This is a genomic window from Bacillus sp. FSL R9-9492, from assembly GCF_038007365.1.
Classification (GTDB): domain Bacteria; phylum Bacillota; class Bacilli; order Bacillales; family Bacillaceae_G; genus Bacillus_A; species Bacillus_A mycoides.
The window spans coordinates 2,106,309-2,120,059 of the sequence record NZ_JBBOXC010000001.1 but is presented as its reverse complement, the minus strand read 5'-3'; the positions used below and the strand labels follow the sequence as shown (position 1 = coordinate 2,120,059).

General features: G+C 34.1%; 13 protein-coding genes and 1 pseudogene. 6 read left to right on the top strand and 8 right to left on the bottom strand.

Annotated elements, in window-relative coordinates; translation table 11 throughout:
* Positions 1 to 92 precede the first annotated feature (92 nt).
* Positions 93 to 1,301: a macrolide family glycosyltransferase gene (locus tag MKY70_RS10695; protein ID WP_002141425.1), complete on the bottom strand. Its 1,209-nt coding sequence runs from the start codon at positions 1,299 to 1,301 to the stop codon at positions 93 to 95.
* A 383-nt stretch (positions 1,302 to 1,684) separates the two neighbouring features.
* Between MKY70_RS10695 and MKY70_RS10690 the strand changes: the two genes are divergently transcribed.
* From MKY70_RS10690 to MKY70_RS10680, 3 genes are read left to right on the top strand one after another with little or no spacing between them, the layout of a single operon-like run.
* The gene (locus MKY70_RS10690; protein WP_002086010.1) at positions 1,685 to 2,563 is read left to right on the top strand and encodes a phosphotransferase; all 879 of its coding nucleotides are present in this window, start codon (positions 1,685 to 1,687) and stop codon (positions 2,561 to 2,563) included.
* Positions 2,564 to 2,586: 23 nt separating this feature from the next.
* The gene (locus tag MKY70_RS10685) at positions 2,587 to 3,474 is read left to right on the top strand and encodes a GNAT family N-acetyltransferase (protein WP_088032662.1); all 888 of its coding nucleotides are present in this window, start codon (positions 2,587 to 2,589) and stop codon (positions 3,472 to 3,474) included.
* The gene (locus MKY70_RS10680; protein WP_002189385.1) at positions 3,467 to 4,180 is read left to right on the top strand and encodes a class I SAM-dependent methyltransferase; all 714 of its coding nucleotides are present in this window, start codon (positions 3,467 to 3,469) and stop codon (positions 4,178 to 4,180) included. The genes MKY70_RS10685 and MKY70_RS10680 overlap by 8 nt, the downstream gene beginning before the upstream one ends.
* Positions 4,181 to 4,200: 20 nt before the next feature.
* Here the strand turns inward: MKY70_RS10680 and alr are convergent, their stop codons facing one another.
* The gene (alr, locus tag MKY70_RS10675; protein ID WP_002141421.1) at positions 4,201 to 5,376 is read right to left on the bottom strand and encodes an alanine racemase; all 1,176 of its coding nucleotides are present in this window, start codon (positions 5,374 to 5,376) and stop codon (positions 4,201 to 4,203) included.
* 171 nt (positions 5,377 to 5,547) lie between these two features.
* On the opposite strand from alr, the gene MKY70_RS10670 reads away from it, so the two are divergent.
* A complete protein-coding gene (locus MKY70_RS10670) occupies positions 5,548 to 6,009 on the top strand; it encodes a DinB family protein (protein ID WP_088039262.1) in 462 nt (153 codons plus the stop codon).
* A 7-nt stretch (positions 6,010 to 6,016) separates the two neighbouring features.
* On the opposite strand, the gene MKY70_RS10665 is transcribed toward MKY70_RS10670, so the two are convergent.
* The 5 genes from MKY70_RS10665 to MKY70_RS10645 all read right to left on the bottom strand — a co-directional run bounded on the left by MKY70_RS10665 (position 6,017) and on the right by MKY70_RS10645 (position 10,104).
* Entirely contained in the window at positions 6,017 to 6,793 is a 777-nt protein-coding gene (locus tag MKY70_RS10665) for a Cof-type HAD-IIB family hydrolase (protein WP_113734611.1), read from the bottom strand.
* Positions 6,794 to 6,799: 6 nt separating this feature from the next.
* Positions 6,800 to 7,390 carry a histidine phosphatase family protein gene (locus MKY70_RS10660; protein WP_113734612.1) on the bottom strand — a complete coding sequence of 197 codons (591 nt, stop codon included), beginning with the start codon at positions 7,388 to 7,390 and terminating at the stop codon, positions 6,800 to 6,802.
* A 90-nt stretch (positions 7,391 to 7,480) separates the two neighbouring features.
* Positions 7,481 to 8,503 carry a stage II sporulation protein P gene (gene spoIIP, locus MKY70_RS10655; protein WP_341024161.1) on the bottom strand — a complete coding sequence of 341 codons (1,023 nt, stop codon included), beginning with the start codon at positions 8,501 to 8,503 and terminating at the stop codon, positions 7,481 to 7,483.
* A 207-nt stretch (positions 8,504 to 8,710) separates the two neighbouring features.
* Positions 8,711 to 9,673 carry an SPFH domain-containing protein gene (locus MKY70_RS10650; RefSeq protein WP_113734613.1) on the bottom strand — a complete coding sequence of 321 codons (963 nt, stop codon included), beginning with the start codon at positions 9,671 to 9,673 and terminating at the stop codon, positions 8,711 to 8,713.
* Between the two features lie 2 nt (positions 9,674 to 9,675).
* Positions 9,676 to 10,104, bottom strand: coding sequence for an NfeD family protein (locus MKY70_RS10645; protein ID WP_113734614.1), 429 nt, complete (start codon positions 10,102 to 10,104; stop codon positions 9,676 to 9,678).
* A gap of 351 nt (positions 10,105 to 10,455) precedes the next feature.
* Between MKY70_RS10645 and MKY70_RS10640 the strand changes: the two are divergent.
* A pseudogene (locus tag MKY70_RS10640) lies at positions 10,456 to 10,581 on the top strand (MFS transporter); the annotation flags it as partial.
* Positions 10,582 to 10,805: 224 nt separating this feature from the next.
* Here the strand turns inward: MKY70_RS10640 and MKY70_RS10635 are convergent.
* Complete coding sequence (locus MKY70_RS10635) at positions 10,806 to 12,281, bottom strand: amidase family protein (protein ID WP_341024160.1); 1,476 nt, start codon at positions 12,279 to 12,281, stop codon at positions 10,806 to 10,808.
* 253 nt (positions 12,282 to 12,534) lie between these two features.
* Here MKY70_RS10635 and MKY70_RS10630 point away from each other — a divergent pair.
* Positions 12,535 to 13,730, top strand: a protein-coding gene (locus MKY70_RS10630; RefSeq protein ID WP_340780769.1) for an IS3 family transposase whose coding sequence is annotated in 2 segments (ribosomal slippage) — positions 12,535 to 12,841 and positions 12,841 to 13,730 — 1,197 coding nt in all. Because the reading frame shifts where the segments join, the coding sequence is not laid out codon by codon here.
* Positions 13,731 to 13,751 lie beyond the last annotated feature (21 nt).

Here is a 13,751-nt window from a genome sequence, read left to right as displayed (position 1 = left end):
ATATACACAAAAGTTTCACCTTTATAGTGATTTTTTATGTAATTTATTTATAAAAACACACTTACGTATTTCAGTAAGTGTGCTCCAAACATTTATTTAAGTTTTAAGTATGAATTCACTTTCATTTTAAATATTTCATCAACTGCTCTATTATACCCACCAGCATTTCGAAGTGACTCTCCAACTTTACGACTATTTTCCTTAAACGTTACATCATACATTACTTTCTTTACAGTCTCACGTAACAATTCAGAAGTTAATTCTTTACGATTAAGCCTTATTCCAGCTCCTACTTCACTCACTCGTTTCGCAACTAAAGGCTGATCTCCTGTTACCGGAATTACAACTAACGGGACACCGTAATATAGTGCTTCACTCGAACTATTCATACCACCGTGTGTCACGAATACATCAGCGTACTGTAATACTTCTAATTGCGGCACATAATTATACAACTTAAAGTTATTCGGAATGTTTTCAAATTGACTTATATTTATCTTCTTACCAACAACTAATACGACTGTCGCTTCTACATCTTTAAACGCTTCAAAACATTTTTCATATAACTCAGGTTGTTCATTAAAAACTGTTCCCATAGAAATGAAAATCAATTGTTTATCTTTTAAATCTTCCATAGGAAAGCTATCTACTTCTTTTCGAGTAGCAATTGATGGACCGACAAACTTATACGATTCATCGAATACATCTGAACGCGGCTGATATTCCTTTGAAGTATATACAATAGTAATATCACCAGGATGATTCATAATATCATACATATTAATACATTTCATTCCATACTGCCTATTCCATTTTTCCATTCCCGCTAAACAAGATTGATATAATGGATTAGTTTCATCTACTTGTCTCGATTCTTGTTCATCATTAAAAGTAATGTACTGATTAAAAGCAAAAGTTGTACAAGAAGAAACGCTAGGTAATTTTAAAACATTCGCTATAATACGTCCTACTGGAAAATGATTATCGTATATCAAGTAATCGTACTTTTCCCCTTTTGTTTCTTCTACAATTTGAGTAACAATACGCTCTGATGCTTCAATCATATGAGATAGCATCGTCAAAGGACTCCCACCTTCATTTACTCGTTCCATAATATTAATTTGAGAGAGGAAATTCTCAAACACTCGGAATTCTGCACCTGTTGCTTCAATCTTCTTTCTATAATCTTCAATACAATACGAAACAACTGTTTCCCCTCGCCGAATTAACTCACTTACAATAGCTAAAGTCGGATTTATATGACCTTCTCCAGGGAAATTTATTACGAGTACATTTGCCATAATATTCTCTCCTATCTAATATAATTAATAGTTAATCATATTAATTAATTTAAAACTATTAAGTAATCTATTCTACTTCTTCATATTTTTCTCTTCATTTTATTATTGAGAAATATTTTTCATAACCTACATTATAACTCTTATAAAAGTAGGCTTAACCTTTCATTTATTGAAAAATACGGGATTTACATTCAGGCATTTTTACAGATTTATCATCAGAAACATTATTTTGATAATTCATACAAAAATAGAAAAATATAATTTCCACACTGATTTCTCACCATAAATTTATTTAAGTTCTATGTTGTCCCCATCATTATCCACTTGGTACATATTCTGTTATATAATGAATTTATAGAATTTACAGAAAAAGGAGCTCTTTCATGCTACAACAATTGTTTACTTCACCTATTTTATCCGCTCAAGCTTTGCATCCAGGCTATGAAGACCATGCAAGCGACGTGTTTCTTGTTAAAACAGAAGCTGAAGAAGTTATTGTTCGCTCTTCAAAAATGACTGAAGAGCCCAACAATGATTTTTGGTGGGGATGTAAAAATCTTTTTGGAATTGATCCAAGGCATGTACATCATTTAGAAACAATACACGCATTATTGAAAAAGCATACTACCTTACCCATCCCGACTATTTTGCAAAAACATGTTTTAAATGAGCGAGAGTATGTAATCGTCGAAAAACTAACCGGAAATACGCTGCAATCATTTATCGGACAACCTGATTCTATTTTATTCAGCCTTGGAAAAGGACTAGCAGAAATTCATTCGTTTCAAGCAGAGTTTATAGGAAACCCATCAAATACTTTCCACATTCCACTAGAAGAATTTAAGTCTCACATATTAAAAGTCAGTAAAGATCTTGTAAATAAGTTCTATTCCGATAACGCGAGCATCCAAAACGCATTTCATACTTTTGAGTCACAGCTCTCTTCCTTGCCGTCACCGAAGGAATCTACACTTGTTTTAATTGATATGGATCCTACTCAGTTTTTATCAGATGGAGAATCTATTACTGGTTTAGTAGATACAGAGGCTTATGCAATTTCTCCACGAGAGTTTGATTTTATTGGATTAGAATATGTACTTACAGAAAAAGAGGCTCATGCTTTTAAACAAGGTTACGAAACCATTATGCCCATTCCTCGTCTTGAAGAATGTAGACATCCCTATCGATATTTGTACCGGTTATTATCTGTTCAGGGCAGTGTAGAGTTAGACAAGTGGTTGCGTCATCCATCCTATTTTTAAATACGAATGAGAGGGATTATGAAATGAATATTGAACAAAAGAAATCTTTAACAGCAAACGAAATTCAGCAAATGAAAGATTTATCTCATATTTGCGGACAACACGATCAAATTGATTACTCGTCAGATTTACATATAAACTTTTTAACTGCCCGTAATATAGAAATGGTAAATGATTTTCTATTTTATGATGATACTCAATTAATCGGTGCATTAAGTATGTATGACTTTGAGAGACCAACAAAACTGGAGTTAATAGGGTTTGTTCATCCGAACTATAGGAAACAACATATAGGCACTACTCTTTTACAAACCGCAATGAAAGAAATACAAAAAAGAGAGGCAGATGGAGCCCTTCTTATAATTAATGGTGACTCTATTTCAGGGAAATCATTTGCAAAACAAATGAACTTTCCTTATTTATACAGTGAATACGGTATGGAGTTCAAAACAAACGAAGCACAAAAAACAATGAAAAATAATATTAATCTTACCGTTGCATCTTCTGAATTACTTCCTGATCTTATAGAAATCGCTAGTGAAGCTTTTGGAGATTCGGCAGCAAATACATCCACATGGTTACAAAAGATGATGAATTCATCTTCCCATCAAGTTTACAGTGCTCTTATCGATGAAAAAGTGATAGGAACGATTACAGTTACTGAGCAAGAGCAATCTACTACACTATCAGGATTTGCAGTTCATCCTTCTTATCAAGGTAAAGGATATGGTAAAGATATTCTTAGTTATATGGTACATACACTTATTACAGAAGGAGTTTCAACAATTGAACTAGACGTCGAAACGAAAAATAACAATGCTTTAAAACTATATACACAATGTGGTTTTGAAATTAAAAAGAAGCATGACTATTATAATTTAATGAATTTTGAGCAGAATACATATGTCTAAAAAACTAATTTATTCTGATTATGATATTTTTGCAGACATTTATAATAAACATTGGGGACATTTTGCAGAACACTCCTATCCAGCCTATCATAAATTTGTTTTACAAGATGCCGCTTCCCACTCCCGTATATTAGACCTTTGCTGCGGGACTGGTCATCTTACTAGGAAACTAATTGATAATAATTTTATAGTAACTGGTATAGATGGTTCTGCTCAAATGATCGAACACGCACGTCAAAATGCGCCAGATGCAACCTTCATCGTCGATGATGCTCGCTATTTCAATATAAATGAGCAATTCCACTACGTCATCTCAGCCGGTGATAGCTTAAATCACATTATGAAATTAAACGAGCTAAAAGACGCTTTTCATCATGTTTATTCGGCATTATATGATGGAGGTACATTCGCATTTGATATAAATACAGAAAAAGGATTTCTTGAAAACTGGAGTGCTTCGTTTCATATTTCAGAACGAGAATATGTTTGTACCATTGATTCCACGTATGATAGTGAAAGTAACAGAGCAGAAATGAACTTCATACTATTTAAACATGACATAGATGATAGTTGGAAAAGAAGTGACTTTTCTTTTGAGGAAGCCTGTTACTCCAATGAAGAAATAATTTCTTCGTTGGAATCTGTAGGATTTAAAAACATTCAACTACATGGTGCAAATAGAACATTTTTCATTTGTCAAAAATAAAAAAACTGAATCATATCGATTCAGTTTTTTCTTAATATATTTACAATTGCAGTCGTTTCATCATTTTCTTTATAGACACGTGGAATTCTTCTGTCCAACATACATGTAACTTCATAGTTAATTGTACCTAGCATATCTGCTATTTCTTCTACCGCAATCTCTTCTTCATCTTGTTTGCCGTAGAATACAACTTCGTCTCCTACTTGTACTGGCATTGCATTTGTAACATCTAGCATAAGCTGATCCATACAAACACGGCCAATTACAGGTACTCGTACTCCGTTTATTAGTGCATGCCCTTTATTAGATAGCTGACGATTATAACCATCAGCATAACCAATCGGTACAGTTGCAATCCATTCTTCGCCCGTTGTTACATAAGTATTCCCATAGCTAACACCACGATTTTTCTTCGCATGTTTAACATGAGCTACTTTTGATTTTAAAGACAACGCTGGCTGTAAGGAAGCAACTGTATGATCCACTTCTCTTGAAGGATACATACCGTAAATTCCAATACCGACACGAACCATATTTTGAAATGTGTTACTAAGTTCCATTGATCCTGCACTGTTTGAACTATGAATATATGGAAAATGAATTCCTAATTCTTCCGCTGTATTTACAGCTTTCTCAAACAAACTTGTTTGCATATTTGTATAAGTTTTATCTATTTCATCAGCGGTAGAGTAATGTGTAAACATCCCTACTACTTCTACATATCGCATACGTTTTAACTCTTCAAAAAACGGTTTAACTTCTTCTTCCTGTAAACCAATACGGCTCATTCCTGTATCAATTTTCACATGAATTCGCACTTTCTTTTGAAGATGGTTTGCAACTTCATCTATACCTTGTAAATCTTCTACTCTATAAACAGTCATCATAACGTCATATTGAATTACATCTTCTACAGCTGCTACTGGTGTATATCCTAAAATTAAAATAGGTACAGTGATTCCAGCTTCTCTTAATTCAATTGCTTCATCTACAAATGCAACTGCAAGTTGGTTTATTCCTGCTTCAATAGCCGATTTTGCAACTTCAACTGCCCCATGACCATACCCATTCGCTTTTACAGCAGCCATCATTGCAATATTTTCATCATTCACACGTTTTTTAAATTCTTTTACATTATGTTTTACCGCATTTAAGTCAACTTCAACAATTGTATCTCTTCCATATTTCAAGCTCATTGGTCTAACTCCTAACTCAATAATTACATTCCATTCTATTTCACGTTTCATATGACCTTTTACAATATAATACTTTTCACTATGCTAGTCAAACTACTAGAATTTTCGGAATTTTGAGTATGATATAATACCCTTAAGAAACTATTATATACGGAGGTGAGAATAATTACAATGTTTGTTCCATCTGCATTGAATCAAGTTAAAATTGCTATCGATACTTCCATTCAAATACTGAACCAATATACTGAAAGTGATTTGAAAATAAAGTCGATTGAATCAAAGCGGTCATTATTTGAAATGTGTACACATCTTTCCCTTATTTGCCACGCTGATTTACTCATATTAAATGGTATTACGGAAAAAGACTTACATACCTTTTATATAGAACAAACACCAGAAACAATTACTCAAATACAGCAAACGATGATACAAGGGTACGATTTACTTTCTAAAACTTTTTTATCCTATTCCAATGAAGAATTAGCGGAAATTATGACTGCTTATTGGGGTATTTCTTACTCTCGATTCGAATGGTTGCTTGAAATCGTTGCACATTTTTATCATCATCGCGGGCAAATTCATATTTTATTATGTGAGCACGTTAAAGATCCTAACATACCTTTATTTCAATAAAGGTATGTTAAACGACATTAAACTTTTTTAAGGCAAATAAAATACCACCTTCACTCGCCTTCTTTGTAACGAAATCTGCTCTTGTTTTTAACTCTTCTCCGCCATTCCCCATCGCAATTCCTAGTCCTACATACTGTAACATCTCAATATCATTTCCACCGTCACCAAAAGCAATTGCTTCTGATTTACAAATTTTCAGATGTTCCAATACCTTTTGAATTGCAGTTAGTTTCGATACTTTATTATCTTCCAACACATTCATAACGTAACCATGAAAACGTTCAAACGTAAGCATTGGATATCTTTTCAAAAATTTTTGAGTTTCTGATTCATCAGCATACAGACATACACAATAAACCTCTTCTAACAAGTTTCTGACTTTGTCAGGATACTGCTCTAAATTTAACGTTTCGTTTAGTGCTCGTATTACACGTTCATCTTTCGAGGCAACACCATTCATAGCAAATTCTTCTGTAAAATAAGAAACACTATGACCATGTAATTCAGCGAAATTTGAAATATCATGAACAATTCCACTTGAAAGTACCGATTTATGTATAACTTCTTCCCTACATTTTATATGTGCACCATTTGCAGAAATAAACGTGTTTATGCCCAGCTCTTTAAATTGTGAACATAAGCTATATGGTCTCCCGGTTGTAACAACTACGTGAATTTCTTTATCTATTAACCTTTGTATCGCTTCTTTTGTGCTTTCATGCATACTTCTATCAATCTCACTTAAAAGAGTACCATCCACATCGAAAAATACAACTTTGTACATATCCTCTTACATTCCCTCTAAATGATTTGTATCATTTATAAAATGAATAGTTTTCTGTTTATCCGTAAGTTCAATCAAACTAATTCCCGTATCTCCCATTTTAAAATAATAGTCCATGCTAATTGGCATTTGGAAAAACGCTCGTAAAATACTATTTATTACACCACCATGTGCAACAATTGCAATTCGGTCATATGTATTCTCTGTCACGATTTTAGAAAAAATTCCTTCTATTCTCATTCTAAATTCAATAAATGATTCCCCGTTTTCAAACCGGTCATGAAGAAACTTTGGCTCTGGATATTTTTTCGCTTCTTCAAATGATAAACCTGCTTGCACTCCATTATTGAACTCCATTAATTCCTCTTCTAATTGAATTGGGCACTGAATCGCTTCCGCTAATGTTTCAGCCGTTTCTCGAGCACGTTTTAATGTGCTTGCCCAAATAAAATCTGGTGGAAATTCTGCTTTCACTTTCTGTACAAGTCTTTGCACTTGCTGTCTTCCCTTTTCTGTTAATTCAAAGTCAGCTCGACCTTCATGTACATTTAAAATATCAGCTTCTGATTCACCGTGACGTATTAATATTATTTGCATATTTCCCCTGCTCCCTCATTTAATATTCACAAGATTCCATTATATCACATTCTTACCTTTCCATAACAAAAAGGAACGGTTTCCCGTTCCTCACCCATTCACTTTCTCCGCATTGTTCCAATAATATTTACTAAACGCTTCCGTCAACACATCAATTGTGTTATATAATTCATCTAATGTATTATCAACACCACCAACTTCAATTAACATCGCATTTTTAGATAAATCTTGATTATAAACGCCATTTCCATCTTTTTTATACTTTGGAAAGATCCCTCTGCTTAATCCGTAATAGTTTTCATCTAAATAACTATTGATTGCTCTTGCAATTTTTTCATTTTCAGCACGCCCTTCATTTTCCATCCCAATTATAAAATATAGTCTTGCATACGATTTCCCGTTAATTACTTTTGTTGTTACCTTCTTCCGCTGATCATCACGGTGTATATCAATCGGAAACGCAATTTTATTATTTTGTGCTAATGTTTCTTTTACATATTCATGAGACGCTTTATATGATTGCGGCCATTTCCATTTTTTACTCGCTAATAAATCCCCCATATTCGTTTTATCATGAACTACCGGAATTCCTTGTCCTTCAAGTTGTTCTTTCATACGTTTCCCTAGTAAGGACACATTTACATCTGGACTTGATGGATCGGTAGCCCCTGGTAATAACGGAAAGAAAGATTCCCAGCTATGTGTATGATAAATATATACTGCACTTTCACCTTTTTTCGCTCCGTTCTTTTTCTGAACCGGATTATTCTTTTCAGCTTCTGTAACTTTATCTTTTGCTACTTCTCGCTCTTTCGTTACTTCTTCAATCGGTACACTAGATTCATTTGGGATATTCGTAAAGTTTGTCCCTTCCCCAGCTACGATAATGTTAGAGTAATACTTTGACATACCAGGCACTTCTTTACCGACAAACGTTCTTAAATCTTTAATTTTCAAATCCGTCGCCATCGAGAACATTAAATTTCCAAATGACTCCCTTTTATTCTGCTTAAAATAATCAAATCCGTAATAGCGATTCTCACTTTCTATCATTTGAACAAAACCTTGCATCGATACTTTTCCAAACCATTGATTCGCGTAATTCGATTTCATTGTATGTAAAAGCGACGTCAAAATCGACGCAATAATAATTATGACTAGTGCATATAGAAAGAGTAACGAGATTAGTTTCTTCCCATGTATACGGATTGCATACTTTTCAATGTATCACCTTCTTTATACATGGATATGTACAAGCCTTTCGTAATATACGCACAAAAAAGAGAAATGGCATCCCATTTCTCTTCCTCACTCGTATAGTTATTTTTCTGTATCTGACGAAGGTAATTTCTTCGCTTGTTTCTCTTTGAAAATTTCCCCAATCGCACCAAGAGTACCAAGTGTTTCAATTGCATTAGACGGAATAAAGACTTTATTCGCTGGGCCTTTTGCAACCTCAATCAATGATTCAAATGATTTATAAGCAAGAACGCGTTCATCTAAATCTGCTGCTCGTAGTAATTCAATTCGACTTTGTTCTGCTTTTGCGATTTCCACAATCGCTCTTGCTTCCCCTTGCGCTTCTAATTCTTTTGCTTCTTTTATACCTTCAGCCTCGCGGATACGAGCTTCTTTATCCCCTTCGGCCATTAAAATCTTACTTTGTTTTTCCCCCTCAGCACGAAGGACTTTATCTTGTTTCGCAGCTTCTGCTTCTAAAATAATCGCACGTTTATTACGCTCTGCTTTCATTTGTTTTTCCATCGATACTTGCACATCTTTCGGCGGGTTAATATCAACTATTTCGACACGTTCAATACGAACGCCCCATTTTTCCGTCGCTTCGTCAAGCGCTAAACGGATTTCCATTGAAATTTTTTCACGGCCTGATAATGTTTCATCAAGTTCCATGTTACCAATAATTTGACGCATCGTTGCAGATGTAATATTACGAACACCATATTCATAGTTTGAAATACCATATGTCGCAAGTTCTGGCTCAACAATTTGATAGAAAATAATTGTATCAATTTCTACTTGCACATTATCTTTCGTAATTACCTTTTGCGGTGGTACATTCGTTTGTTGAATACGTAGATCGTGATATACACGTACGCGGTCTACAATTGGAATTAAAATATTTAATCCTGGGTGCATAATACGTTGGAATTTACCAAATCTCTCAACAACCCCAACCTTTTGCTGTGGAATAATTTTAATTGTTAACGCAATAAATACAACGACAATTAAAGCAAAAATAATCGTTAATGTTAATGCTACCATATTTATTCACTCTCCTTTTTCACTTGTAACACAGTACTATGCCTCTTTATAACAACGACTTTTTCTCCGGCATCAATAGAAACATCTGAAATAGCTGTCCAAGTATCTCCATCCACTTTCACAATACCGTTCACTTCACTTGTAATCGCTTGCATGACAATCCCTTTTTTACCAACAAGTTTATCTACTGTATCAGTAAAACCTCTTGCTTCTCGAAAGTTTTTTGAAATTCTTTTCGTAAAGAAGGTCAATGTTAAACTTACAATTGCCCCGACAACCAATTGTAAAAACAGTGCATCAGGAGCAAACAAAGCAATAAGACCTCCGACAACAGCCCCAATTCCAAGCCAAAGCATGTAAAACGTAATCGACAACATTTCTGCGATAAATAAAATACCAGCTATTATAAACCAAATCACCCATCCAGCCATATGCAACCCTCACTTTCTTTCTCATTTTCTATATGTATATGAAGAAAAGAATGGTTTATCCGCCCTTTCTCATAGAGGGGGCGTTTGCTACAAGCTATTATATGTATTCGCTGTTACAACAAGCATTAATATAATGCTATATTAATATATTCTTCATTATACACGAAAACCCCTTTCAAAAAATGACAAAAAATTTAATTCTTTCAAAAATATATTTTTCTGATTATAATTTGAAAAATATTATTGATTTGAAGGTGGGCTTCTTATTGCAGAAACGTTCACTAGCTTACTATTTAGGCTCCAAAATGTGTATTATCCTCGCTGACATTGTATACAACTAAATCAGCTACAATTACCGATATTTTCGGTGTTCGTACTATTTATATTATCGCTTCTTTTCTTATTTTATGTTCTACTTGTTTGTCTTTTCGTTTATTAAAGCATCAGAGATTGCAAAAGAAAGAGATTTCTATTTAACATATTGTATCTAAGTGATTTATTTCTTATATAAGACTTCCAACTAAATAGTCCAATGAATTTACATCAACGATTTTTCAATTATATCTATTACAACTTACAATATATCAACGATTCGATATGAGATATCGATTCATCAAAAGAAATCGACAATACTTTTAGCTATTAATAAGAGAAGGCTGGCCTCCATAAATCCATTTCAGGCAACCTTCTCTCGTTTCTATTTACGATAAGTTTGGCATCTTCCTATGTTTTGTCGCTTGTTCAAAAGCATATGCTAGTTTAATTAATGCCCCTTCACTAAAAGCAGCACTTGCAAGAGTAATTCCAAAAGGCCTCCCATTATCCATATATCCCGCAGGTATTGCTATAGACGGATAACCTGCTTTCGCACATATAGTAGATCCTATATAAGAAGGGAACAGTATCGCATCCAGATTATATTTTTCCAACGCAAAATCAATACCTTGTTTTTGCGAAAAATATATATCTTCTAATCTTGCGTTTAAATATTCTGGATTTCTTAACGTATTAGGAAAATCTTTTCTTCTTTCTAACTTAGTTTGTCCATATTTCAAAGCTCTTTCTACTATGTTTTTATTAAACTCCATTAACTCCGAAATAGAATGTACTGGAATAGTAGAAGGTAATTTAGAAAGATAGTTATCCAAGCTGTGCTTCAGCTCATAAAGTGGAACTCCCCAACTCCATTCCCTATGAAAAGACGGAATATCAATATCTTCTACTACTGTCGCTCCCTCACTACGTAATACTTGGATCGTTTCCTCAAACAATTTTTCATCGTACTCACCATTTTCGTAATAATCTTTTGGAGCATTGCTATAAACACCAATCTTCGCTCCCTTTAAACCATTAGCATCAAGATAAGATGTATAATCTTGATATGCCATGCCTTCACTTTTATGAGTAGCTACATCTTTTTCATCCACCCCAGTTAGACTCCCTAGTAAAATAGCAGCATCTGTTACCGTTCTAGCAAACGGACCGGCTGTATCTTGAGAATATGTGAACGGAATAATTCCACTACGGCTAATTAAACCAACTGTCGGCTTAATACCTACAACCGAGTTTTGAACAGCTGGACTTAAAATAGAAGCATCTGTCTCTGTTCCAACGGATAATACAGTAAAGTTAGCAGCAACTGCAACGGCAGATCCTGTACTCGATCCACCAACAAACATATCATCCTTTCCTTTACCGTAAGGATTAATCGTTTGACCGCCTCTAGCGCTATATCCAGCCCACATTTCAAAAGACATTCCGTTTGCTAACTCTGTCATATTTGCTTTCCCTAGTATAATCGCACCTGCTTCTCGGAGCTTTTTAACAAGAAATGCATCTTCACTACTTATATTTTGTTCCAGGGCAATCGTACCTGCACTTGTATGCATTGAGTCATTCGTTTCAATATTATCCTTAAGTAAAACAGGTATACCATGTAATAGGCCTCTTACACCTTTTGTCTTTCTTTCATGATCTAGCGCTTCTGCAATAAAGATAGCATCCGGATTGATTTCTAAAATAGAATTGATTTTCGGACCATCTTGGTCATACTTTGCGATTCTATGAAGATAATACATGACTAGTTCTTTTGAATTTAACTTCCCAGCTTCCATTTCCTTTTGAATATCATGAATTGTTAATTCTTTTTGCAATAATGTATTAAACTGAATTTCCATTTTCATTCTCCTTTTATAAGCCCTTATATATATGACGTGTATCTATTACTTTTTCATTTTCTCCGCTCCTCGCATAAACAGCTACAATCCCTTTAAAGAAATTCAACTCACCAGTTTAAAAACCTTTAATTTCCAGAGAAATAAAAAGAGTCTGAAACGAATACAATATTGATATTATCCCCTTTAGGTAGACAGTGTGAAAAAGACCATGTAAACACATGGATGTTACACTATTACTTGGAGGGGATTTTTCATGGCAAAAAAAGGCACAACATTTCATACATACTCAGAAGAAGTAAAGTTATCAGCTGTTCAAAGTTATTTAAACGGAGAAGGAAGCTACGATATGATAACGGAGAAATATCAGATTAAAAGCTCTACACAACTTAAAAATTGGGTGAAAAAATATAAAGAATGTGGTGAAATTACAGATACTCGTGGGAAAAATAGTGGAATGAAAGGTATACCAAATCCTTTAAAAGGAAAACGCGTTCATTTTAACACCGTTGAAGAGGAACGTGACTACTATAAGGCTCAGGTTGAATATTTAAAAAAGCAGTATCCAAATCTGTAAATGGGGGCGTACTAAAATATAAAGAAAGATATCATATCATTGAATCACTAAAGAGAAAATATCCCGTTATATGGCTTACTAATTTTGCGAATGTACATCGCTCAAGTTACTATAAGTGGATTCATACAAAAAGTATGAAAAACATGCGACTAGAATCCGATAAACAATTAAAAAAGGTAATTCAATCTATTCACGTAAAGCACAAAGAATATGGTTATCCACGTATGAAAATCGCCTTACAAGAGGAGGGTTATTTTATAAATCACAAAAAGGTATATCGCTTAATGAGCGAGCTTAACATTCAGTCTATTATTCGGAAGAAGCGTCGCTTCTTTAAAGGGAATTACTCCAATACTTTTCCAAATGTTTTAAACCGTGAATTCAAAGATCGCCAACAAAATGAAGCGCTTGTTACAGACATTACCTACCTACGATTTCAAGAGGGATTCCGCTATCTTTCTGTCGTACAAGATATTTATAATAACGAAGTTGTTTCTTGGAAAATTTCCAAGCGTAATGATAATGAACTTGTATTAGATACAATTGAAATGTTGGCACAAAAAAGAGATGTGCGTGGAACCATTCTCCATTCAGATCAGGGATTCCAGTACACATCTCATGCCTACAACAAACGACTTTTAGATTTAGGTATCATTGGCAGCCACTCTCGCAAAGGAAACTGCCATGATAATGCCTGTATCGAGTCATTTTTCTCCCATTTTAAATCGGAGATGTTGTATTTGAATCATTTTAAAACAGAAGAAGATTTAATACAAGCAATTGAAGAATATATTTACTTTTATAACTATAAACGGTTCCAAAAACGACTCAACCATCGAGCTCCGATAGAATATCGAATCTCGATGGCTGCTTAGTCTTTTTAATACTGTCTACTT